The organism is Candidatus Nitrohelix vancouverensis (assembly GCA_015698305.1).
GTDB classification, from domain to species: domain Bacteria; phylum Nitrospinota; class Nitrospinia; order Nitrospinales; family VA-1; genus Nitrohelix; species Nitrohelix vancouverensis.
Genome location: CP048620.1, coordinates 584,557 through 607,869 on the forward strand (window position 1 = coordinate 584,557; position 23,313 = coordinate 607,869).

General features: G+C 54.7%; 21 protein-coding genes. 10 read left to right on the forward strand and 11 right to left on the reverse strand.

Annotated features, from left to right (window positions below; genetic code table 11):
- Positions 1–106: 106 nt before the first annotated feature.
- Together G3M78_02850 and gdhA are read right to left on the reverse strand one after the other, a co-directional pair.
- Positions 107–856, reverse strand: coding sequence for a Nif3-like dinuclear metal center hexameric protein (locus G3M78_02850; protein QPJ64390.1), 750 nt, complete (start codon positions 854–856; stop codon positions 107–109).
- A gap of 36 nt (positions 857–892) precedes the next feature.
- On the reverse strand, positions 893–2,245 hold the full coding sequence (gene gdhA / locus G3M78_02855) for an NADP-specific glutamate dehydrogenase (GenBank protein ID QPJ64391.1): 1,353 nt from the start codon (positions 2,243–2,245) through the stop codon (positions 893–895).
- Between the two features lie 171 nt (positions 2,246–2,416).
- Here gdhA and G3M78_02860 point away from each other — a divergent pair, with 171 nt between their 5' ends.
- Positions 2,417–4,033, forward strand: a complete 1,617-nt coding sequence (locus G3M78_02860) for a response regulator (GenBank protein ID QPJ64392.1) — start codon at positions 2,417–2,419, stop codon at positions 4,031–4,033.
- Between the two features lie 71 nt (positions 4,034–4,104).
- On the opposite strand, the gene G3M78_02865 is transcribed toward G3M78_02860, so the two are convergent.
- The gene (locus tag G3M78_02865; GenBank protein QPJ64393.1) at positions 4,105–4,917 is read right to left on the reverse strand and encodes a hypothetical protein; all 813 of its coding nucleotides are present in this window, start codon (positions 4,915–4,917) and stop codon (positions 4,105–4,107) included.
- A gap of 12 nt (positions 4,918–4,929) precedes the next feature.
- Positions 4,930–5,748 (reverse strand): formylglycine-generating enzyme family protein, encoded by an 819-nt coding sequence (locus tag G3M78_02870; GenBank protein ID QPJ64394.1) that lies wholly within the window; start codon positions 5,746–5,748, stop codon positions 4,930–4,932.
- Between the two features lie 165 nt (positions 5,749–5,913).
- Between G3M78_02870 and G3M78_02875 the strand changes: the two genes are divergently transcribed.
- Complete coding sequence (locus G3M78_02875; GenBank protein QPJ64395.1) at positions 5,914–7,554, forward strand: phospholipid carrier-dependent glycosyltransferase; 1,641 nt, start codon at positions 5,914–5,916, stop codon at positions 7,552–7,554.
- On the opposite strand, the gene G3M78_02880 is transcribed toward G3M78_02875, so the two are convergent.
- From G3M78_02880 to G3M78_02890, 3 genes are all read right to left on the reverse strand, one after another.
- Positions 7,505–9,712, reverse strand: a complete 2,208-nt coding sequence (locus G3M78_02880) for a glycosyltransferase family 39 protein (protein ID QPJ64396.1) — start codon at positions 9,710–9,712, stop codon at positions 7,505–7,507. The two genes, G3M78_02875 and G3M78_02880, sit on opposite strands and share 50 nt — an antisense overlap.
- A gap of 61 nt (positions 9,713–9,773) precedes the next feature.
- Positions 9,774–10,340 (reverse strand): 3-isopropylmalate dehydratase, encoded by a 567-nt coding sequence (locus G3M78_02885; protein QPJ64397.1) that lies wholly within the window; start codon positions 10,338–10,340, stop codon positions 9,774–9,776.
- Positions 10,341–10,365: 25 nt separating this feature from the next.
- The gene (locus tag G3M78_02890; GenBank protein ID QPJ64398.1) at positions 10,366–11,664 is read right to left on the reverse strand and encodes a 3-isopropylmalate dehydratase large subunit; all 1,299 of its coding nucleotides are present in this window, start codon (positions 11,662–11,664) and stop codon (positions 10,366–10,368) included.
- Between the two features lie 256 nt (positions 11,665–11,920).
- On the opposite strand from G3M78_02890, the gene G3M78_02895 reads away from it, so the two are divergent.
- From G3M78_02895 to G3M78_02905, 3 genes are all read left to right on the forward strand, one after another.
- On the forward strand, positions 11,921–12,835 hold the full coding sequence (locus G3M78_02895) for a radical SAM protein (GenBank protein QPJ66746.1): 915 nt from the start codon (positions 11,921–11,923) through the stop codon (positions 12,833–12,835).
- A gap of 192 nt (positions 12,836–13,027) precedes the next feature.
- Positions 13,028–14,476: a DASS family sodium-coupled anion symporter gene (locus G3M78_02900; protein QPJ64399.1), complete on the forward strand. Its 1,449-nt coding sequence runs from the start codon at positions 13,028–13,030 to the stop codon at positions 14,474–14,476.
- 1 nt (position 14,477) lies between these two features.
- Entirely contained in the window at positions 14,478–14,816 is a 339-nt protein-coding gene (locus G3M78_02905) for a rhodanese (GenBank protein QPJ64400.1), read from the forward strand.
- 23 nt (positions 14,817–14,839) lie between these two features.
- Here the strand turns inward: G3M78_02905 and G3M78_02910 are convergent, their stop codons facing one another.
- From G3M78_02910 to G3M78_02920, 3 genes are read right to left on the reverse strand one after another with little or no spacing between them, the layout of a single operon-like run.
- Positions 14,840–15,967 carry a hypothetical protein gene (locus G3M78_02910; protein ID QPJ64401.1) on the reverse strand — a complete coding sequence of 376 codons (1,128 nt, stop codon included), beginning with the start codon at positions 15,965–15,967 and terminating at the stop codon, positions 14,840–14,842.
- A gap of 12 nt (positions 15,968–15,979) precedes the next feature.
- Entirely contained in the window at positions 15,980–17,509 is a 1,530-nt protein-coding gene (hutH, locus tag G3M78_02915) for a histidine ammonia-lyase (GenBank protein QPJ64402.1), read from the reverse strand.
- 31 nt (positions 17,510–17,540) lie between these two features.
- Positions 17,541–17,933, reverse strand: coding sequence for a hypothetical protein (locus G3M78_02920; GenBank protein ID QPJ64403.1), 393 nt, complete (start codon positions 17,931–17,933; stop codon positions 17,541–17,543).
- Positions 17,934–18,081: 148 nt separating this feature from the next.
- Here G3M78_02920 and G3M78_02925 point away from each other — a divergent pair, with 148 nt between their 5' ends.
- Positions 18,082–19,314, forward strand: a complete 1,233-nt coding sequence (locus tag G3M78_02925; protein QPJ64404.1) for a tyrosine--tRNA ligase — start codon at positions 18,082–18,084, stop codon at positions 19,312–19,314.
- Between the two features lie 146 nt (positions 19,315–19,460).
- Here G3M78_02925 and G3M78_02930 read toward each other — a convergent pair whose 3' ends face one another.
- Positions 19,461–20,477, reverse strand: coding sequence for a hypothetical protein (locus G3M78_02930; GenBank protein ID QPJ64405.1), 1,017 nt, complete (start codon positions 20,475–20,477; stop codon positions 19,461–19,463).
- Between the two features lie 327 nt (positions 20,478–20,804).
- Between G3M78_02930 and rpmH the strand changes: the two genes are divergently transcribed.
- The 4 genes from rpmH to yidC all read left to right on the forward strand — a co-directional run bounded on the left by rpmH (position 20,805) and on the right by yidC (position 23,311).
- Complete coding sequence (gene rpmH / locus G3M78_02935) at positions 20,805–20,939, forward strand: 50S ribosomal protein L34 (protein ID QPJ64406.1); 135 nt, start codon at positions 20,805–20,807, stop codon at positions 20,937–20,939.
- A 7-nt stretch (positions 20,940–20,946) separates the two neighbouring features.
- Positions 20,947–21,291, forward strand: coding sequence for a ribonuclease P protein component (gene rnpA, locus G3M78_02940; GenBank protein ID QPJ64407.1), 345 nt, complete (start codon positions 20,947–20,949; stop codon positions 21,289–21,291).
- A gap of 182 nt (positions 21,292–21,473) precedes the next feature.
- Positions 21,474–21,689, forward strand: a complete 216-nt coding sequence (yidD, locus tag G3M78_02945) for a membrane protein insertion efficiency factor YidD (protein ID QPJ64408.1) — start codon at positions 21,474–21,476, stop codon at positions 21,687–21,689.
- An 11-nt stretch (positions 21,690–21,700) separates the two neighbouring features.
- Positions 21,701–23,311 (forward strand): membrane protein insertase YidC, encoded by a 1,611-nt coding sequence (gene yidC, locus G3M78_02950; GenBank protein QPJ64409.1) that lies wholly within the window; start codon positions 21,701–21,703, stop codon positions 23,309–23,311.
- Positions 23,312–23,313 lie beyond the last annotated feature (2 nt).

Genomic DNA, 23,313 nt, shown 5'->3' on the forward strand with positions numbered 1-23,313 from the left:
CTTTTCAAACTCGCAAGCGACAGATCGCTCACATGCCTGTAGGGTAATCCAGAAAGACAAACTCTGTCCCGAAGCGCTCTTTTCAAACTCGCAAGCGACAGATCGCTCACATGCCTGTAGGGTAATCCAGAAAAACAAACTCCGTTCCAAATCTCTCTTGGAGATGTTTGCCGACGGATTTGACGCCGCCTGTTTCAGTCGCATAATGGCCCGCAAGAAGCAAAGCGCAATTCCCCTCCTCCGCTTCATGGAAATTGTGATTGCCCCCCTCGCCGGTGATGTAGCAATCCAGGCCCTCTTCGACCGCCTGACGCAGAATGTCCCCCGCGCCGCCCGTCACCAGACCGACGCTTCGCACCTCGCGATCTCCGGCAAGAAGAACGCGAGCGCCAAGCCGCTCCTCCAGCCGTTGCTTCAGTTCGCTTGCAGGGAGAGCCGGAAGACTTCCCTTCAAGCCGATTTTTTGGCCAGAGTACACGCCAAAAGGCTCCAGGCCCTGCAGACCGATCAGGTCTGCGAGAGCCCGGTTATTTCCCAAGGCAGGGTGCATATCCAGAGGCAAATGCGCGGAATACAAGGCGATGTCATTTTCAATCAACATCGCAATTTTTTCAAAATGCTTTCCGCGCAGGGGCTGGTTTCCTCCCCAGAACAAGCCGTGATGCACAAACATCATCTGGCAGCCCGCATCCTTAGCCATGACGATGGTCGACAAACAAGCGTCCACCGCCAGACCGATTTTTTTAATATCGCCTTTATTTTGAACCTGCAAACCGTTGACCGCATTCGCAGAATCCTTGATTTCGGCAATATCAAGCAAAGCGTCCAGATAACCAGCAAGCTCAAGACTGTTCATAATCTCCCCCTGAATCCTTCCCTCTGCAGGTTCAAATCATATCGCCCCGTAAGCCAGCATGGCATCCGCCACCTTGACAAACCCGGCGATGTTCGCGCCTTTCACATAATCCACTCCCAGCTTTTCATCTGCGCCGTGGCGCACGCACTGGTTGTGGATGTTGTGCATGATCTCGCGCAAGCGCTCCTCCAGTTCCTCACGCGACCAGGCCAGACGAATGCTGTTCTGAGTCATTTCCAGACCCGAAACGGCGACGCCGCCCGCATTAGAGGCTTTGCCCGGAGCGAACGGAATTTTGGCGAGATGGAACTGCTCGATCGCTTCCAGCGAAGTCGGCATATTGGCGCCTTCGGCAACGGCTTTGCAACCATTGTTGAGAAGCGCTTTTGCGTCTTCCTCGCTGATCTCGTTTTGCGTGGCGCAGGGAAATGCCAGATCGCAAGGAATGTTCCAGGGCTTTGCGCCTTCATGGAATGTTCCATTATACTCCTTGGTATATTCGCTGATACGCTCGCGTCGCACGTTCTTCAAATTCATCAGAAACGCCAGCTTCGCCACGTCGATCCCTTCCGGGTCGTGAATGAAGCCGGTGGAATCCGACATCGCGACCACTTTGCCGCCAAGCTGGATGACTTTCTCGGCGCAGTATTGAGCGACGTTGCCCGAACCGGAAATCACGCAGGTTTTACCTTCGATGGAATCGCCCCGGTGCGTGAGCATCTCCTGCATGAAATACGCGCAACCGTAACCCGTCGCCTCGGTGCGAATCAAACTGCCGCCAAACTCAATCGCCTTGCCCGTCAACGCGCCGGTGAACTCGCCCAGCAAACGCTTGTACTGACCGAACATATAGCTGATTTCACGCGAGCCGACGCCAATGTCGCCCGCCGGAATATCCACGTTTTCGCCGATGTACTTCCATAGCTCCGTCATGAAAGCCTGACAAAAACGCATGACTTCCCGATCCGACTTTCCTTTTGGATTGAAGTCCGCGCCGCCTTTGCCCGCTCCCATGGGAAGCGTGGTGAGGCTGTTTTTGAAGGTCTGCTCAAAGCCCAGAAACTTCAGAATGCTGAGGTTGACGCTGGGATGGAAACGCAATCCGCCCTTGTAAGGTCCGATCGCATTATTGAACTGAACCCGGTAGCCGCGATTGACCCGGATGGCTCCATTGTCGTCTTCCCAGCACACGCGGAAGATGATGGTTCGATCCGGTTCTGTCATTCGCTCCAAAATTCGGGGAGCATGATATTTTCGATGTTGGTTAATATAGGGAATTACATATTTTGCGACTTCCAGCACCGCCTGGTGAAACTCTTTCTGGCTTGGGTTACGACGTTTCAATCCCGCCATAAACCCATTTAATGTCAACGGTTTGTTAGGGTTCATCTGTTCTCCTTAAATTAAAATCGATCCATTGTAATGGAAAACCTTTCGTTTTTCTATTCGCCTTCCATATAAATTCCGTTACAATTAGTTCATGGAGTCATACGATAAAAACAAGCCTTCACAACAGCGCTCCCGTTCTGGCGCGGCTTGCCCTTTTTCGGAGAATTTTTCATGAATTCAAACCGACCCGATCCTTCGGAAGAACGGGAAGAGCAAATCCGCATCCGCCAGCTTCTAGACGAAAATGAAGCGCTCCGGCAAGCCAAAGAACAGGCAGAAGAGGCCAGCAAAATGAAGAGCGCCTTCCTGGCTAATATGAGCCACGAATTGCGCACGCCTCTCAACGCCATCATTGGCTATAGCGAATTATTGCAGGAAGTGGCGGCCGATCTGGAAGTGGATGAGCATATCAATCCCGATCTGCAGAAAGTCTATTCCGCCGGGAAACAGCTCCTCTCCATCATCAACGACGTCCTCGATCTTTCCAAAATCGAAGCGGGAAAAATGGAACTGTTCCCGCAGACATGCACGCTCTCCAAACTGATAGAAGAGACCGTGCATACGGCGCAACCAATGGTCGACAAAAACAACAATCAACTCGTGATCGAAACGCCGGAAGAATCCAGCGAGCTGATCATCGACCAATCGCGCTTTCGGCAGATTCTACTCAATCTGCTGAGCAATGCCTGCAAGTTCACCGAAAATGGAACCATCACCCTGCGCGTTACGCAACGGCCCGTCTTTGGTAAGAAAGGCTTTGCTTTTGACGTGCAGGACACCGGCATTGGCATGACCCCGGAGCAAACGCAGAGACTGTTCAAAAGTTTTACGCAGGCCGAAGTGACCACTTCGCAAAAATACGGCGGCACCGGGCTGGGCCTCGTCATCTCCCGCAGTTTTTGCCAGATGATGGGCGGCGATATCAGCGTGCAAAGCGAATTGGGCAAAGGCACCACCTTCACGGCGGAAGTGCCTGCGGACACCACCGAAGGCGGCGGCCCGGCGCATCGACGCGCGGACGGAAAGAAATCAAACGCTAAAAACGGAGAAGGAACGATTCTCATCATCGACGACGATCCGATGATGCGCGACTGGATCGCCCGTTCGCTCGACAATAAAAATCTGAATTTTGTCCTCACCTCCGACGGCGAAACCGGACTGCAAATGGCCCGTCAGCTAAAACCCAGCGTCATCACCCTCGACGTGATGATGCCGGGAATGGACGGCTGGACCGTGCTCGCCAAACTGCAAGCCGACCCGGAGCTGGCGGACATCCCCGTCATCATCCTGTCCATGATCGACGAGAAGAAAAAAGGCTTCGCTCTCGGCGCGTCGGAATATATTGTCAAACCCATTGAGAAAGAGCGCCTCGAATATTTATTGAACAAATACTGCGGCGCGGATAAGGAAAACTCGATACTGGTCGTCGACGACGACCCTTCGGCTAGAACGGTGCTACGACGGCGGCTGGAGGAAAAATCCTGTACAGTCAGCGAGGCGGAAAACGGAGAAGCGGCGCTCCAGAAGATACGCCGCTCCCAACCTTCTATTATCTTTCTTGATCTCATGATGCCGGTGCTGGACGGATTCGAATTTCTCGAAATCCTGCGCAACGATCCCGAACTGAAATCCATTCCTGTGGTCGTGGTCACCGCAAAAGACCTCACACCGGAAGATCGCCATCGCCTCAATGGCAGAGTGCACAATCTTCTGCTGAAAGGTTCTTACAAGACCGAAGAATTGCTCGTCACCGTGCGTTCGCAAATCCTGCAACACCTCTCATCCTGACCCATCCGCGCCCAGCCGATCCGGCAATGACTTGCATCGCCGAAACGTCCGGCGCGGACTGTCTATTACGACTAAAACAGAACCAGATTTTCAGTTGTCAACTTGGGTAAATTGATGGACTTCTGAAGTTCCAGCGCCATGTCTATATCAATTGGATTGCCCATGATCTGCAAGTATTCCAGATTGACCAGATGTTTCGAGTTGATGAGCGCTTTCAATCCCTCCGCAGTGATTCCATTTTTCAGCAAATCCAGCCGTTTGAGATTTTTAAAATGCGGAGATCCCGCAATGGCAAACGCGCCGCGATCCGTGATCTGATTGCTGTCCAGATGAAGCGTTTCCAGCGCATCGGCATTAGAAGACGATGCCAGCGCTTCCACGCCCTCGTCTCCAACCTTGTTGCGGGTCAATATCAGTTCTTCCAGATGCGTCAGGGTTTTGGATCCGGCGATGTATCCGACCCCGGCGTTGGTGATCTCGTTGCCCCAGAGAGAAATCTTCTTTGCGTTTTTGAAAGTGTCGGAAACCGACAAAATACGCGCTCCCTCGTCGCCCAGTTTGTTGCCCTGCAAAGCCAGAGTCTCGACATTCGCCAGCGCAGGGGTTTCGGCCAGAATCCCCATGCCCTGCACGCCGATTTGCGAACGATTCAAATTAATGCCCTTACCGTCCTCGCTGGAGCGTTCCTTGATATGAGCCGGAATATCCTCCGGCGGACCCGATCGCATATGATAACCATGGCCGCCATGACCGCCCTTGCCTGGCTTGCCCGCATGCTTGCCCTCCGCTTTCTTGTGCTGGCTGGGGTCATAAGCCGTCGCTGGCTGGGACACAAAGATTCCCAATAAAATTACCAGAATCCATTTGAGCTTTTCCTGAATCATGAATCTCTCCTGTTAGGGGTTGCGGGCGCATCGAAAGCCGACGCTGTTCTGCCTTTGATCCGGCAAGGCTTTGCCCCGGACGGCGGAACGCGCAAGGTCCAGATTCGCGTTCCATGAACCGCCCCGAATGATTTTAAATTGTTCGCCGTACATATCATTTGCCGTCTGGTTGCCCGGGTAGGGCAAATACCAGTCGGACGTCCACTCCCAAACGTTGCCCGACATATCCATCACGCCATAGGGACTTTGCCCTTCGGGAAAAGCGCCCACCGCAGAGGTGTAGCGGGCCGCATCCTTGCCGCGCGCATTGACGCGCATTTCCTCAGGTTCGTCGCCCCAGGGATAACGCGAGCCTTTATCGCCGCGAGCGGCTTTTTCCCATTCCGCCTCGGTCGGTAAACGTTTGCCGACCCAGTCGCAGTAGGCGCGGGCATCCTCCCAACTGACGCCGACAACAGGGTGATCGTCTTCAGCGTTGAATTTTTCGCTCTGCCAGTCGCGCGGCGCCAAACGTCGCGTCGATTGGATGAAGGGTCGGTACTGACCGACGGTCGTCTCGAATTTATCAATATAAAACACGTTCAGCAAAATTTCTCTCTGCGGCAATTCGTCCTGATACCATTCCAGAGTTTCAGAAAAAAATTTCAGAGCCGCCCATTCCACATCTTCCGCCGTACTCCCCATGATAAATGCGCCTGCTGGAATCCTGACCATTTCACCCGGGCTTGCAGACCTCGCTTGTTGCGACCAGACAGGCCCCGCAAACATCATCAACAAAAGGAAGGTCCATAAGAAAACGCCTCGAAATTGTTGAATGCTATGATTCATCATGAGAAACCTTCGACTGCGCTGTGTTCATATGAGGAAAGTTTAACAAAATATTCTGCAAACGTCCTCTATAATATGCGCTACGCGGCGTCGGGCCGCCTCTTATGAACTTTGTTTCTCTGCCAGGCAGAGTCAATAAATTTTGTCAACGCTCAACCACCCGCTTCCATGCCGCTGAACTTCATTGCGCCGCTGATCCTGTTGCTGATCTTCCTCGCCACGCGAACGCTTTTTCTCGACCGGCTCCCGATCTTCAACGACGAAGCGATCTACATACGCTGGGCGGTTCTGATCCGCGACGATCTTTCAAATTTATTTATCTCGGCGCAGGACGGCAAAACTCCAATGTTCATGTGGCTCAACGCGCTGACGCTGAAGCTGTTCGAGGACATCGTTTTATCCGGGCGCCTTGTTTCGGCGCTGGCGGCGGGAGTCACCGCATGGCTGTTCTATCTGGCGGGGCGCGCCGCGCATTCACAACGTTGCGGCTATATCGCCGCCTTCCTGTATCTCATACTGCCCTTCTTTGTTTTGCACGACCGACTGGCTCTCGCCGATCCACTCGCCGTCATGCTCGCCACAGCCCTGCTTGCCATTCTGACGGCATGGACGCTGACCGGAACAATGAACCCGCAACGCGGCGCGCTTCTCGGCCTGGTCCTCGGTCTGGGATTTCTAACGAAAACTCCCTTTCTGATTCTTTTTATTTTTCCGCTACTCGCCGTGTTCCTTTCAGGAAAGGGATGGGGGAAAAACGTCCGGCTTCCACTCGCCGTCGCCTATCTCGTCGCGCTGTGCCTCATGGCTCCGTACCAACTGCACCAGCCAGAGCAACATGTCGTGGGCGTCGACAAAACCCTGCACAACGCCAATCTCATCAAACCCCTGATAGCGACGCTCCAGTTTCAGAATCCCCATTTTCTGAATAATATCAGGGAATACGGCGAATACCTGTGGCTCTATATCACCCCCGCCGTTCTCGCGCTGGCGCTGGCTGGCGGCGTCGCGGCGCTCAGAAAAAAAGAGGCGCTCGGGATATTGTGCTTACTGTGGATCGCGCTTCCTGCGGGGGCCTTCATCGTCCTGAGCGGCGAGGTCTATTCGCGCTATTACCTGCTTTCGCTCCCACCCTTGATCCTTCTTGCCGCCCGCCCGCTTGCGGAATTACTAGACGGGGAACGCTGGCAAGGCCGATCCCTCGCTTTTAAATCCGCGCTCGCAGGCTTCGCCCTGCTTTGTCTGCTTCCGGCGGCGCGACTGGATTATGCATGGATCGTCGATCCGCGCTCGGCGCCGCTGGCGACAAAAGACCGCTGGCAATACACGGCGAGCGAATACGCAGGCTACGGCGTCCGCGAAGCGGTGCAACTCATGCTGAAGAATCGCGGCGACCGCGCGCTCTGGCTTTTCACGTCAAGAACCTGGGGCATGCCCGGCGACGCCTTGCACCTCTATTTGAAAGATCAACCGAAGGTTCATCTCGTCGAACTCTGGTGGGCGCATTCCATGCCGATGTTTCCATCCAACGTCGAAGGCATGGTCATCAACCGCTCGAAATATCAACTCCGTCACACGCGCACCATGCGCTGGGACGAGACCGAGGGCGCCGACGTCTACTTCGCCGCGCGGGAACGTTTTTTTGCGGCAGAGCGCCTGCTACCCGGCAACCCCAATCTTATGCTGGTGAAATCGTATCAGACGACGGACGGCAAGCCCTCCTTCAATCTCTTCAAACGCAACGACGCGATTCAGGTGCTGATCACCCCGAAACAGGAACAAAAGGCGGGGCCAGGAATTCTTCTGGAATGACGGCGTTGCGCCAGCGCCCTTCCAATTCTTTCAGGACGCTCTGCAAGGCCTCGAACTGCGCTCCCGCATCCCAGGCGCGGAGCCAGTAAGCGTATTGCAAATTATCCGCTTCTCCTGAACTCAACACGCCCAGTTGATATAAAATTTCTCCTGCCTCGCGGCCCGGCTCCAGCAAACGGCGCTGAAGCAATTCAATTTTGTATCGTTCCAGCAAATCTTCCGATAGCGTCTCCAACTCTTTGGGTAGTTTCAGATCGCGAGGAAAGGGTTTCAGAGCCTGGAAGCGTTTGAGTAAAATTTTGCGAAGTCCTTCGATGCCTGCGCCGCGCGCCTCGGCTGACAAAACTCCGATCAAGACCAGTCGATCCAGAAAACTCTCCAGCTGTTCTTTCAATTCCTTATCGCCGGGATTCAGACCGAGCGCCGCCTGCATGTGATAGGCGGACCACACAGGCATGTTGAGCGTGTGGTTGTACAAAATCGCCAAAAGCAAATGAGCCTCCGGTTTTTGATGATCCATTTCCACAGCCTGCAAAGCCTGAATGAAGGCAGGGCGGGCGAGACGCTGATCGAACAGGACCTGCGCCAGACGCGCCCGCGTCTCGACTTTTCCCGCATCGAAATACAAGGCTCTGCGATAATTCAGCGCCGCCGCTTCATGGCGACCTTCTGCCTGCAGGCGACGCGCCCGCTTGTCGTAATAATCCCAGAACACCGTGCGGGTCAAGCCGGGATTCTGATGCTCCGGCGGGAGGGATCGCGACAGCTCCCATCCGCGCTTGTAAAATTCAACGCCGCGCGCGTCGTCTTCCGGGTCTGCGTTGCTCAGGTAAAACGACCCCGTGTTGGTGAGATCGAGGATACGGATCGGCCCTTCCGGCAAAGGACGGCTTTGAGACGACCATAACAAGAGCGACGCGCTGGCAAACGTCGTCGCAAGAGCGGCGAAGCGTCGCTCCCGTCCGTAGTCAATCAAGCGTTGCAGGGCATAGGCTGAAAACAGGCAGAGAAAGGGAACCATCAGTAAACGAAAACGCGCCGTCACAAAGAAGGGCAGAAACATCAGAAAATTGGCGACGAGAAAAACATGAAGCAGATTCCAGCGCCTCTGTTCCCAGCGCGTCAAAACAAATCCCAGCAGTCCCAAAGCCGACAAGAAGCCAAAGGGAACGCTCCATTGCAAGAGGGGAACGAATTCCTGGGTCAGGTAATAGTTCACCGTATTCGGCACTTCAAAGCCGTTGAAAAAATGAAAGGTCTTGCGCAGGTAAAGTTTGAGGTACTCCCAGGGATGCTCCAGCGCGTTCTTGACGATGAACTCGACCACCGCGCCAGTTTCCAGCGGAACGGTCTGGATCGTTTCTAAATATTGCGGCGTGAATTTGAACTCGCGTCCGGAGTAGTCCGTCACATTGGCGAAGAGCAGGGTTTCCGGCCCGTCCTGATCGTAGAATCCCCATTTGCCATGCACCGTTTTCACCCAGAACAGCAGAGGCGCCGAGACCAGAACGAAAACCGCGAGATAACCCGCCAGCCAGGGACGTCCCGCCCCGCCTCTCGCAAATAACGGTTTCCATAAAAAGGCCAGCGCCAGAACCGCCGCCAGCAGATTGTTGGTGCGCGATTGCATGAACAGGGAAAGAAGAACGGCGCTGAAAATCGCGCGCGACCAGGAGGGCTTGTCGACAAAATACAGCAGAGCCAGCAAGGCCGCCAGCTCCAGAAAGGTCATGAAGGTTTCGCGATACAAGGTCCCTTCATACAACAGGGCGCCGCCGTAGCAGGAGAATAGAAGAGCCGCGAGGCAACTGACGCCGGGACTGAAATAACGCAGGCCGATGCGATAGATCAGCAGAGAGGACGCGACGCCGAGCAGGGCGTGAGCGATCCAGACCACCGACAAATCGACGCCGAAAATGAGATAGAGAAGGCCGACGAAATATTGATACAGGGGAGCGAATTTATTGTACTGATCGGGGGCGACGGCGAGCCAGTCGCCAAAGGCGAAGGCTTGCCCCCCTTCGTGGTAAACCGTCTGGTCCCAGGCGGGAGGAACGTAGTCGAAAAACGGACTGGTCTGGAATTGTGAGAAATAAACGAAGCGAACCGCCAAGCCGCAAACGAGCAAGATCAGCGGAAATAAGACACTCTGCCGCATCGGCCTTTTCCAGATGGAGGGATTGCGCGCCGCAGAGCTTCAGGCGCGGTGAACAGGGGACTCAGTTCGTCGGAATCAGCCCCGCTTTGCGAGCGTATTCGAAAATATTGCCCGCTTTGATGATCTCGCTGACTTCGCCCAGCGGTTTCAAGGACCAGGTTTTCCCGGAGGTTTCGTTTTTCAGTTCGCCCTTGTTGACGTCGATGACCAGCCGGTCGCCGGTTTTGATGTCGCCGATCAAGCGCTCGACCGCTTCAAAGGGAATGAAAAATCCGCCGTCCACCGAGTTGCGGTAGAAAATACGCGCGAAGGATTCTGCGACCACCGCCTGAATGCCCGCAATTTTCAGACAAGCCGGGGCATGTTCGCGGGAAGAACCGCATCCGAAATTTTTTCCGCCGATGATGATGCGATGATCGGATTCGAATCGCCCCTCTTCGACGAAGGCCTTGTTGCCCTCAGGCAAACCCGCCGCTGGCGCGGGAACGCCGGACAGGGCGTAACGCCCGTAATTTTTTTTCTCTTCCGGATCGCTCAGGCTGTAAACCAGATGCTCCGCCGGGATGATTTGATCGGTGTCTACGTCGTCGCCCAATACATAGGCCGTGCCTTCAATGATGTCTTGCATGATTCCTCTATCGGTTCAAATTGGATTAACTGACGAATTCTCTGGGGTCGGTGATTTTTCCGGTGACTGCCGTCGCCGCCGCCGTGTAAGGCGAAGCGAGGTAGACCTGGGATTGCTTGGAACCCATGCGACCGGGGAAATTGCGGTTGGTTGTGGAGACGACCACTTCCTCGCCATTGGTGCGACCGAAGGTGTCTTTCGGTCCGCCCAGACAGGCGGCGCAGGACGGCTCGCCCATATGCGCTCCGGCGTTCTTGAAAATATCCGCCAGCGTTTCGCCTTCCCAGCGTTTCTCGTACAAGTCCCGCTCCACTTCCGTTGTGGCGGGAACGATGAAGGTATCCACCACAACTTTTCGGCCCTTGAGGATTTTTGCCGCAGCGAGAAAATCCGTGTACTTGCCGCCGGTGCAGGAACCGATATAGGAACGGTCCACTTTCGTTCCGGCAACCTCGCTCACTTTCGCCTTGTTGTCCGGCGAATGCGGCTTCGCCACCACCGGCTCCATCTCGGAGGCGTTGTAGCTTTTCTTGAAAACGTAATTGGCGTCGGCGTCTGAACGATGCACCTTGTAAGGCTTGTCGGTGCGTTGCTTGACGTATTCGAAGGTCGTGTCGTCGGCTTCGATGATGGCGCTCTTGCCGCCCGCTTCGATCGCCATATTGCACAGGGTCATGCGCTCTTCCATGGAAAAATTCATGATCGCGTCGCCCGCCCATTCCATCGTCCGGTAAGTCGCCCCGGCAACGCCGATGTCGCCGATGACCTGGAGAATGATGTCCTTCGCCATGATGTAGGGAGGGAAGGTTCCGGTGAATTCGAAGCGCATGCTCTCCGGCACTTTGACCCACAACTTGCCAGTGCCCAGAATGAAGGCCGCGTCGGTGTTGCCGATGCCGGTGGAAAACATGCCGAAGGCGCCGGAGGTGCAGGTGTGCGAATCGGTTCCGAACAGAACTTCGCCCGGTCGATTGTGGCCTTCCTGCGCCAGCGCCAGATGGCAGACGCCCTTGTAGTTTTCCGTGCCGACGTCGTAATAATACGGCAGGCTTTGTTCCTTCACGAAGGCGCGCAGAATGTCGATATTGCGATTGGCGTGAACGTCTTTCGTGAAAATATAATGATCCGGGATGATGACCACTTTCTCTTTATCCCAAACTTTGGCTTCCTGGCCGAACTGCTCCTTGAAAATTCCGATGGTTCCCGGCCCGCAGACGTCGTGCGTCATCAGCACGTCCACATCGATCCAGATATTATCGCCGGGTATCACCGACTCTTTTCCCGCATGCGCGGCGAGGATTTTTTCCGTAATGGTCATGCCCATGATGATTGACTTCTCCCTATAAAATTCAGCCCTAACGCCGCGTTATTGAGGCGCTTGTGCATTCGACTGTAGATTTCTTTATTCATTACCGATAAGTATCCTATAAAATAACATTGAATGGATGAAACTGAATAAAAAAATTTAAAGTTTCATTATTTAATTCACGACTTTAAAGACCCAACGCCCTCTCATGCTCAAACTGGCCCTCGAAACATTCGGAAGACTCCGTTACCGCCTGCCGGAACGACCGCGCCAGATCCAGATCGAAATCACCAACCGTTGCAATATGGATTGCCCCATGTGCCCACGCGAGGATCTGGAGATCGATCTCGAACATATGGAGTGGGAGAAATTCACCGCCGTGCTGGACCGTCTGACGGGGACGGAAGACGTCACCCTCACCGGCTGGGGCGAGCCCTTCCTGCACCCGCGCGTGTTCGACATGATCGCGCTTTGCAAAGAACGCGGTCATCGCGTGTCGATCACCTCCAACGCCCTGTTCACGCGTCCTTCGCTGGCGACGGAAATCGTCGCGTCCGGCGTGGACTCGCTGACCTTTTCCATCGACGACGTCAACGGACAGGCCGAACTCGGTCACCACAACCACCGCGTTCTGGAAAACATCGAAACGGTCGCCAAACTGAGAACTCATGACAAGCCCGCGCTACGTCTGCAGGCCACTTTACACGCGAACTGCGAAAACGACTTGTATGAAGTCATCCGATACGCCGCGCAACTGGGCATCGAAACGGTCAACGTCGGACGACTCGACCGCAAATACGCGCCGGAACTGAAACGTCCCAGCGCAAGCGACGAGGCCCGCGTCTTTGTTCAGGCCGATGCGCTGTCCCGTTCGCTCGGCGTGCAACTGGACTGGTTGCAATATTCCGTCGCCAGCGGCGCCATGCGTTTCTTTTATCGACTGCTACGCAACAAACTGCATCGCTCCGGCAAGTTCTGCCTGAAAACCTACGATTATGTTTATGTGACCCGCGACGGGAATGTGACGCCTTGTTGCCTGCTTCCCAAGGCGCCGATGGGCAATCTGCTCGAAAGCGATCTGAAATCCATCTGGAAGAGTCCGCAATTCAACCGCTTTCGCCATAACTACCGCGACACCTGCGGCTCCTGCGATCTGTGGACCATCGCCCAGGTGCAGGACAACGGCTGAGCCTCGCCTTCCTCTTCGACACGCTTTACAAATTCGCTTCCTGTTTTCCGACCGATTTGCTCCAAGCCCCGATCCACTCGCGCAAGCCATTGAAAAATAATTTTATATTCCACCCTCGCTTTCCGCAAAGCGGTTGCAACCGCGTCGAAATTACGGTAATTTACTTCATTCTTTTATCCCGAACACAATGCCATGTCGTTTGAAGGTTCCCCGCAAATCATAATAGACCAACGCCCGCTCTGGATCGTCTTTCTCGACCGCATGCGGCGCGGGATTTTCCTCACCTTCATCTTCGCGATATTTTTTCTTTTTCTGTCGTTCGACGGCCCCGCCGATCTTTCCGTGGAAGGTTACAAAGCCATCTGCCTGTTCGGCCTGTGCGTGGTTCTGTGGGCGACCAATCTGATTCCCCTGTCCATCACCAGCCTGCTGGTGATCGGAGCCGCGCCCTTGCTCGGCATCATGGACGCCTCGACGGTCTATTCCTTCTTTGGCAACAAGGCGGTGTTCTTCATTCTCGGCGCCTTCATCCTGTCCGCCGCCATGATCGCCTGCGGTCTGAGCGCGCGCCTGACGGTGTGGGTGCTGGATAAATGGGGCGCCAGTTCGAGAAAGCTGACGACCAGCGTTTACCTGTTCGCCGCGATCAGTTCCTGCTTCATGTCCGAACACGCCGTGGCCGCCATGTTGTTTCCGCTGGTCATGGAAATCGTCAATATCCTGAAACTGGAGCAGGGCAAATCGCAGTTCGCAAAATCCTTGTTCCTCGCGCTGGGCTGGGGTTGCATCATCGGCGGCGCCATGACCGCCCTCGGCGGCGCGCGCGTTCCGCTGGCGGTGGAAATTCTGGAGCAGATCGCCGGACGCGAACACACCATCGGCTTCCTGCAATACACCGCTCTCAGCTTTCCCCTCGTGCTCGCTTTGCTGGCGGGGGGCTGGTTCACGCTCATGTTCCTTTTCAAGCCGGAGCCTATCGACACGCAACCGGCCAGAGAAGCCCTGCACCTGCGCTCGCGCGAATTGGGCAAACTGAGCTTTCATGAAAAAGGCGTGGGGCTGGTGATGGTTCTCACGATTTTCGCCTGGTTCATCTACGGCGACGACTGGGGCATCGCCAATATCGCCATCGTTTCCATTGTCGCGCTGTTCTCATTCAGCTTCATCAACTGGAAGATGGTCGAAGAACACGTCAACTGGGCCATCATCCTGATGTACGGCGGCGCCATCGCCCTCGGCGAAATCATGGCTTCCACCGGGGCCGCGCCCTGGCTGGCGAAAATGATTTTTGCGGGCACGGTCGAATCCACCGCCGTGTTCCTCATCGTGCTGGCGATCCTGTCCACCCTGTTCACCACCTTCATGAGCAACTCCGCCGTGATCGCGACGCTTCTGCCGCCTGCGATTTCCATGTGCGACGTTTACGGCATCAGCCCGGCGCTGGCGACGATGACCATCGTCATCCCGAGCAATTTCGCGTTCATTCTGCCCATCGCGACGCCTGCGTCTGCGCTGGCATTTTCATCGCGGCATATTTCGCTGAGGGAAATGATAAAATCCGGCTTGATCCTGAGCATCATTGGAATGGCGGCGTTTTTTGTCCTGCTCTTCGTTTACTGGCCCATGATAGGATTTAATTGATATGGAAGCTCCCAAAACAATTCATCCGCTCGAACTGAAGGAACAACTGGATCGCGGCGAAGACATCTTCCTGATGGATGTGCGCGAGGCCTGGGAACATTCGCTCGCCAGCATCCCCGGCTCGGAGCATGTGCCGCTCAACGAAGTGGCCGACCGCGTGCAGGAATATATCTATGAAGAAAACATCGTCGTGTACTGCCATCACGGCGAACGCTCGTATCGGGCGGCGTTGATCCTGATCGAATCGGGATTCCCCAACGTCTCCAATCTCTCCGGCGGCATCGACGCCTGGTCGCAGATCGCCGACCCTTCCATTCCGCGCTACCGTCCCGGCGGATGAAATCAGATTTTTAGCGAATCGCTTCAGGCGGGTTTGCGCGCCGTGATTTCAAATCCTAAAAATTTCAGGGAAAGATTATCTCCCGGCTTCTGGCTGTAGGCGTCGGTCTGATCGTGGTATTCGTTGAAATCAAAATGATCGATCTGAAAACCTGCGGCCTGAACGTCTTTCGCCAGGTTCTGACAGAATCCCGCTTCGATCTCCACCAGCGTTTCCGGGTAGCCGCCGATCAAGCGGTGACGATAATTCAATCGCTCTGACTGCTTGAGAATCTGGTATTCCAGGTCCGTGTCGAGGATGGACAACTGGCCTCCCGCTTCGATCTGATCAAAAATCCATTTGAGGAAGGCCTGGCGTTCGGGCCGTTGCAGATGATGCAGGAACTTGTTGGCGTACACCGTTTGCGCGCGCAGTTCGCACTCCTGCGCGGGAAACAGAACCTGCCGGATTTCGACATTGCTCTTTTTCGATAAGGCAAGATAGCGTTCAAGACCTTTCACGATGAAGGGCGACGCGTCGGTCAGGATCAGGCGCGGCGCCTGCGTCGGCCAGTCTTCGATCATGCTGTAACCCGCCAGACCGGTGGCGACGTCCACAATCGCCCCGGAACCCTGACTGGCGACGCCTTCCAGCGGATTGTCCCAGGGGAAGTTTTTGATCTTCCATAGATAGGCGCAATAGCCCTCGCTCAACAGATCGACCAGCTCCTCGTCGTGCGCCAGCGCTTCATCGCTCCGAATCCGATCCGCCAGCGCGCGGAACAGCCCGTCCATCGACTCGTTCAACTCCTGCAATCCGGCGAGGCCCTGACTGTAGCCGTCTTTTCGTAAATTGATATTGATATGATCGAAGTGCAGAAAAACCGCGGGGCGTTCGTGCTGAACGTAAATCAGATCGGCCAGGTCGATGACAATTTCAGGATAGGCCGAGCGCAGGAGCAAATTGAAATATTCGCGATTCTGCCGTCCCGCCTGCGTATCCGGGAACGCCAGCTTGCCGTCGAGGTAATCGAAAAACAAACGCACGCTCTCGGACAACTCGGGCAAGGTCGAACCCTCCAGCCCGGCAAAGCTCGCGCCGTCTTCGTCGACCAGAGACAAGCCCTCCGGCGCGGGAACAAAAATTTCAAAACTGTCTGGAGTGGAATTCAATAGATCGCTCGCTCAGTCCAGAACGCCGCAGGCTTTTTCGACCGCGTTCAGTATCGCGCCTGAATCGATCAGGACCTTCACGGTTTCAATATCCGGCGACAGCTCGCGGTCGCGCCCCAGATGCGGCACATGCCGCCGGATCAGCCGATAGGCCGCCAGCGTTCCGCGTCCCGGCTTCAGATTGGTGAACACGTCGAGGGCCTGCGCCGCGCACAACAATTCAATGGCGACGACGAACTGCGTGTTCTCCAGCGCCGACGCCGCCTTGCGCGCCGATATCGTTCCCATGCTGACATGGTCTTCCTTGTTCGCCGAGGTCGGGATGGAATCCACGCAGGCCGGGTGCGACAAGGTTTTGTTTTCCGACACCAGCGCGGCGGCGGCGTACTGCGCCACCATAAAGCCGGAGTTCAAGCCGTCGCCTTCGATCAAAAAAGAAGGCAGACCGCTCAGGGCCGGGTTGACCATGCGCTCGATGCGACGCTCGGAGATATTGCCCCATTCCGCCAGCGCCATCGTCAAGGAATCCATTGCTAAAGCGACCGGCTGACCGTGAAAATTGCCGCCGGACAAAATCCTGCCGTCGGGGAACACCAGAGGATTCTCCGTCGCCGAATTCATTTCGATTTCCAAGGTCTCCACCGCGCGACTCAACACGTCGCGGCTCGCGCCATGCACCTGCGGCGCGCAACGCAGGGAATAAGCGTCCTGAATGCGGTCGCAATCCAGATGCGAGGAGATGATTTCACTGCCCTGCGTGAGCTTGCGCATATTGCGCGCCGAAACCGCCTGCCCCTTGTGCGCGCGAATCGCATGAATGCGAGCGTCGAGCGGCGTCTTGGTTCCGAGCAGGACTTCCAGACTCATCGACGCAGAGAGGTCGGCGAGCTTCGCCAGCCTTCGCGCCTTCCATGCCGTCAGAGCGCCGATGGCGGTCATCACTTGACAGCCGTTGATTAATGCCAGGCCTTCGCCTTCTGCCAGAGTCGCCGGACTCAGACCGACGCGTTTCAAAGCGGCGCGGCCTGAAAGCCATTTGCCGCCGCGCAGGCGCGCCTTGCCGCGCCCAATGAGAACCAGAGCGAGATGAGAGAGCGGCGCGAGGTCGCCGCTGGCGCCCACCGAACCTTTTTCGGGAACCTGCGGAATCAGGTCCTTGTTGACCAGATCGCGCAACAGGGTCATGATCCCCCAGCCCAGACCGGAAAAGCCCTTGGCCTTGCTGTTCAACATCAGAACCATAATCAGCCGCGCCGTATCATCCGGCAGGGGCGCGCCGACGCCGGAAGCGTGGCTCATCAATAAATTTTTTTGTAGACGTCTGGCTTTATCAACCGGAATGATTTTCTGACTCAGGGCGCCGAAGCCTGTTGTGACCCCGTACACCTTCTCGCGATTCCGCACCGCGTTCTCGATCACCGAGCGCGAGGCGTTCACCCGCTCGCGCACGCCGGATGCGAATCTCAGGCGCGTGGACGGCTTCTGGAATTCACCCGCCGCTTCAATCGTCAGGCTCTCGCCGTCGAGAACAATCACGCTCATCGTTTCAATCCTGACACAGTCGCGTTCATAATCAGCGCCAGTTCAATAACGGTCGGCCCAGCAAATAAAAGGCAAGGACCACGCAAGGGAAGGCGTAGGGCGCCGCCGGAAAGGCTCCGCCCTGCAGAATGAAAAAGGCCGAACTGAGCATGCGCGCGCCATAGACCCAGAAGAGAATTTGCGTCAGTTTCTGCGATCCCTTGAAAACGAACCAGGCCAGAGTCCCCATCAGCCCAAAATAAGCGGCGAAGGCGGCGTAAGCCGACAAACCGAAAAACATCGGCGGCAAGTAAACCATGTAGATCACGATATAGACGAGGTTCAAAACGAGGAAGCCGATTCCCGCGATGCGGTATTTTTTCAGTTTCGCCTCATCCGCGCCATCTGGCGCGATCTCTTGCAAGGGTATTTCGCTTTCCGTCATCCTTTGCCAATCCTTCCTTTATTTATAACGCCCGCCCCGTCTTTAAAAGCCGTCTTGCAGTTTTCAATCGCCTATGATAGTTTCCGAACACGAATCAACGCCTGTTCCGACAACGCCCAAGCGCATCCACCAAAGAAAATTTTGATCCATGACCGCTGAGAAAATCGACCTGCCTCCGCTCGAAGAACAGTTGAAAGTCATCCGCCGCGGAGCGGTGGAAATCATTGACGAAAAAGACCTGATCGAACGGCTGAAAAAATCCATTAAAACAGGCCGCCCCTTGAGAGTCAAGGCGGGCTTCGATCCCACGGCGCCGGACTTACACCTCGGTCACACCGTCCTGCTACAGAAGATGAAGCAATTTCAGGACCTCGGTCACGCGACGATTTTTCTCATCGGAGATTTCACCGCAATGATCGGCGATCCCACCGGTCGCTCGGAGACGCGCAAGAGCCTGACGCCGGAAGAAGTCAAGGTCAACGCCCTGACCTATCTCGACCAGGTCTACAAAATTCTCGACCCGGCTCGCACGATTGTACGCTACAACACCGAATGGATGAACGCATTTTCTTCCACCGACGTCGTCAACCTTGCCGCCCGCTACACCGTCGCGCGCATGCTCGAACGCGACGATTTTCAAAAGCGCATGCGCGACAATCAACCCGTGTCCATTCACGAGCTGTTGTACCCGCTGGTGCAGGGTTATGATTCCGTCGCGCTGGAGTCGGATATCGAACTGGGCGGCACCGATCAGAAATTCAACCTGCTCGTCGGACGCGATTTGCAACGCGACTATGAACAGATTCCGCAGAATATCCTGACCCTGCCCCTGCTCGAAGGCACCGACGGCGTGCGCAAGATGAGCAAGAGCTACGGCAACAGCATCGGCGTGTCGGCGCCCCCCGGCGAGATGTTCGGCAAGATCATGTCGATCCCCGACGATCTGATGTGGCGCTATTACGAACTGCTCAGTAGCGTTGCCGTCGACGAACTGGAAAAGATGAAGGCCGACGCCGCCAGCGGAACGCTGAACCCGCGCGATGCAAAAATTCAACTGGCGCGCGAACTGGTAACGCAATACCACAACGCCGAGGCCGCAGAAAACGCCGCGACTGAATTCGCCAATGTCTTCAAAAAGAAATTATTGCCCGACGAAATCCCCGAAGCGCCCAGCTGGGGAAGCGAACCGAAGCCGATCAGCAATGTCTTGTCTGATTTCAAACTCACGGACAGCGCCTCGGCGGCGCGTCGCCTGATTCAGCAGGGGGCGGTCACGATCAACGGCGACAAGGTATCCGACGTCAACCTGTCTCTCGAAGGCGGCAAGGAATATCTGATAAAAGTCGGCAAGAAACGATTTCTAAAGATCGTTTCCACTTGATAGAAAGTCTTGGGGATAAAGATTGTTTTTCGAGTTCAGCCCGAAACGATTTCTAAAAATTCTGCCACGCTGAGCAAAGATTGAGCGCGCTGTAAACTTTCCCGGCTTAAGACTGGCAAGGGAGCCTACTTGAAAATTCTGCTTAACTAAGGTTTGGGAAGGTAGCGGACCTGCTGTCCCACCGGCATGTCCTTTTCGCTATAGGTCACGACGGCGGTGGAATTATTTTTCCGCACCGTGACCACCTGCATGCGTCCGACGACGTAAGGCGGGAAGGTCGCCAGCGTTTCAGCGTGCGGAGAGTTGTGTTCCTTGATGGTGGGAATGATATAGGCTTCAAACAAATCGCCTTTTGCAACAGACTGCTTGCTTCCGCAGTTGAGGAAGACAACATCGCCCATGATCGCAGACGTGCGCTCTTCCTTTAAAGCGACGATATTTCCTTCGATGCTCTTCGGCTCCGAACCCGCGACAATTTCAGAGATATTCATTGCTTCGTAAGGCTGGATCAGATCGCCCACCTCAATATCGCCATAACTGCGCGTGATCAAAGCGCGGGAATAGTTATCCATCGCTTCAATCACTTCAAGCTGACCGAGAATCTTGACCATCACGCCGAGCGCTCTCTTCTCACCCTGAAACAGCATGTCCGAAGCCTGTCCCAATTCGCGCCCCTCGCTGTTGCGTTTTTGTCCCCAGTAATCAAAACTTGAAATGTCAATTGCCGGTTCGCTGTCATCAGGCGCGTTGTAGGGATCATAAATGACCCGCTCCTGAGTGAAGACATCGAACTGGTCGCCTGTTTTCACGCCCTTGTCCAGCCCCTCATTGATGTAGACGACCTGATTTTCCGTCGCCAGCAAGTTGCCGTTGAGTATTTTTACAATGGAACCGCCCCAGTTCTTTTCATCCTGAATGAAACCCGCCTGCTCGATTTTATCCTTGGAGATGCTCAGTTTGGGCAATTCGATGGTTCGGCCAACGCGTCGGTCTGTCGCCAGCTCCGGCTCAGCCGGGCTAACTTCGCCCACGGAGCCTGAATCGGGAGAAAGCAATTCCAGAGAACCGAGCGGCTGGCTTTCAGACATTTGCTCCGAAACCGGCGCACAGGCGCCAAGCCCAGAGAAAACAAAGGCCGCAACAATCAAAACTGAGAGTCTCATTTCGCCTCGTCGTACAATTCAGGAGAAAGGGTCATCTTGAAGAGCGTTTCAAAGATGATCAGTAGTAAGAACGAAAACAATAGCTTATATCAATAATAGCCTATAAGCGCCGAAACCGGAAAGAAAAACCGAAGCAGACGACCAGCGCCTGAATTATCAATATCTAACGCCTTGATTCCATAATGAAAAATCGTTATTCTTTCTTGACAGGAACCCTCCCCAATGGAATAATCGTCAGATTATCCCGCGTAGACTGCAAATTACCGGAGCCATCGGCTTCAAATTTGATTATATATAAATAGTTGTGATCACATTGAGGATTTTTAAATGAAACGTACCTATCAACCCAGAAATCTCAGACGTAAGCGAACCCACGGGTTCCGCGCTCGCCGCGCCACTCTTGGCGGCAGAAAAGTGCTTGCCAACCGCAGACGAAAAGGCAGGAAACGACTGACCGTTTAAGTCAAGAATGGGTGATTTTTCCTTTACCAAGTCGGAGCGACTTGCCAAGCGGGAAGAGTTCCAGCTTGTCATGAATACGGGCCGAAGAAAAAGGGTCGAGAACATTTGCACGCTTTTTTTCATCCCCAATCAGCTTGGCAGAAAACGACTGGGAATCATCGCGTCAAAGAAAGTGGGAAACGCCGTTAAGCGCAACCGAGCCAAACGCGCCCTCCGGGAAATTTTTCGTAAAATCAAAAACCAGAATGAATTGGCGTATGATCTGGTCATCATTTCCGGGAAAAAATTAACGAGCCTGCCTTTCTCTGTTCTTGAACAAAAAATTTCCAACGCCATACCCGAACGCCTTTAACTCCAGAACATCACGAAAAAGCGCTCCGGATCGGACAAGGTTCGCGCCTTGTCGTTGTGCACACCCGGAAGCAAGATCGTGATTCGTTCGGGCGGCGCAACCAAAGGATTTTCTAAACCTTCAGTTTTTGGCCGACGCGTTTAAAGAAAATCCATATTTGAAACGGTTATTTGAAAAAAATCATGTTCAAACAACCCTTGATCCTGTTGATCAGAACGTATCAAAAGTTTGTCTCGCCGCTACTTCCGCCCGGGTGCCGGTTTCATCCCACCTGCTCCGAGTATGCCGCCCAAGCCCTGACGCAACATAATATTTTCAAAGCGTTCTATCTGATCGCGATCCGAATTTTGAAATGCCAACCTTATCATGAAGGCGGTTCCGACCCGCTGAAGCCCTGACGGAGATTATTTTGGAAAGACAGGTTCTATTAGCCTTTGCTTTATCGCTTGCGGTCTTTATCGGCTGGGGAGCGTTCATCTCAACCATGCAACCGCCGCCGAAGGTTCAGGATGCGACCCAGAAATCCGGTTCGAATTCATCTCCCGCAACGGCAAGCAGAACCGCGCCCGGCCAAAGCTCCGATTCGGGCGCGACATCGCACAGCCCGGTCGTTCCTCCCGTTGAAGAAAAGCTGGTCAGCATTTCAACCGGCATCGCAACGCTGGAATTTTCCAGCCTGGGCGGCATCCTTAAAAACGCCCGTCTCAATAAATACCTGGAGACAGACGGAACGCCTGTCGACCTGATCCGCCACGGCGAAGGCAACAAAGCGCCGCTGACCATCGAGTCGAACAATGAAACCGTCAACGAAATTCTCCGAAACTCGCAGTACGAAATCACGCCGGAAACGCTGGAACTCTCCGAAGCCAACCCGCAGGGACAGATCACCATCAAGCTCGAACATGAATCCGGCCTGTCGGTCACGCGCATCGTCAAGTTCACTTACGGAAAATATCTCGTTGAAATAGACACCTCGATTTCCAATCCGCAACGCGCCGCCGAAAATTTACAGTATTTCAATCTGCTCGGGCCGGGCCTGGGCGGCGCCGCCAACTCGCAAACCGATTACATTGTCTTCTCCGGCGCCACCTCTTTCATCAATGGCGAACGCATCGAAAGTCCGCCGGACGAAATCCCGGACATCACATTCACTAAAGGCGACATCTCCTGGACCGGATTTCAGAACAAGTATTTCGCCGCCGCGCTGATCCCGGAACGCGGCGCCAAATCCGCCGTCGTTAAAAAAGAGGGCGAGAACGTTTACGTCGGGCTGGAGTTTGAAGCGGTGCAATCCGCCGCGCACGCCACCTTCGCGTTGTATGCGGGCACCAAGGAACTGCAGATTCTCGAAGCGACGGGGCATAACATGATCCGCGTTCTCGACTATGGCTGGTTCGGCAACAAATTCGCCTTCCTCGTGAAACCGCTCCTGAAAGTTCTGCAATATTTCTACGGCATTTTGCATAATTACGGCTGGGCGATTATCGTTCTGACGCTCATCATCAAACTGCTGTTCTTCCCCCTCACGCACAAGAGCTTCAAGTCCATGAAGGGGATGCACAAGATTCAGCCCTATGTGAAGGTCATTCAGGAACGCAACAAGGGCGACCGTTCCAAAATGAACGAAGAACTGCTGGAACTGTATAAAAAGCACCGGGTCAACCCGCTCGGCGGCTGTCTGCCCATGCTCTTGCAGATTCCCGTGTTCATTGGTCTCTACCACGCATTGTTTTTCTCTATCGAATTGCGCGGCGCGCCCTTCATTCTCTGGATCGAAGATCTTTCGGTCGCCGATCCTTACTACGTCACGCCGATCATGATGGGCGCCACGATGTTCTTCCAGCAGAAGCTGAGTCCGCAAATCGGCGACCCCATGCAACAAAAAATTCTGATGTTTTTGCCGATCCTTTTCACCTTCCTGTTCCTTTCATTCCCGGCCGGACTGGTGATCTACTGGACCGTCAACAACATCCTGACCATCTCGCAACAGTTTTACATCTATAAGATCGCCAAAGACTGAGC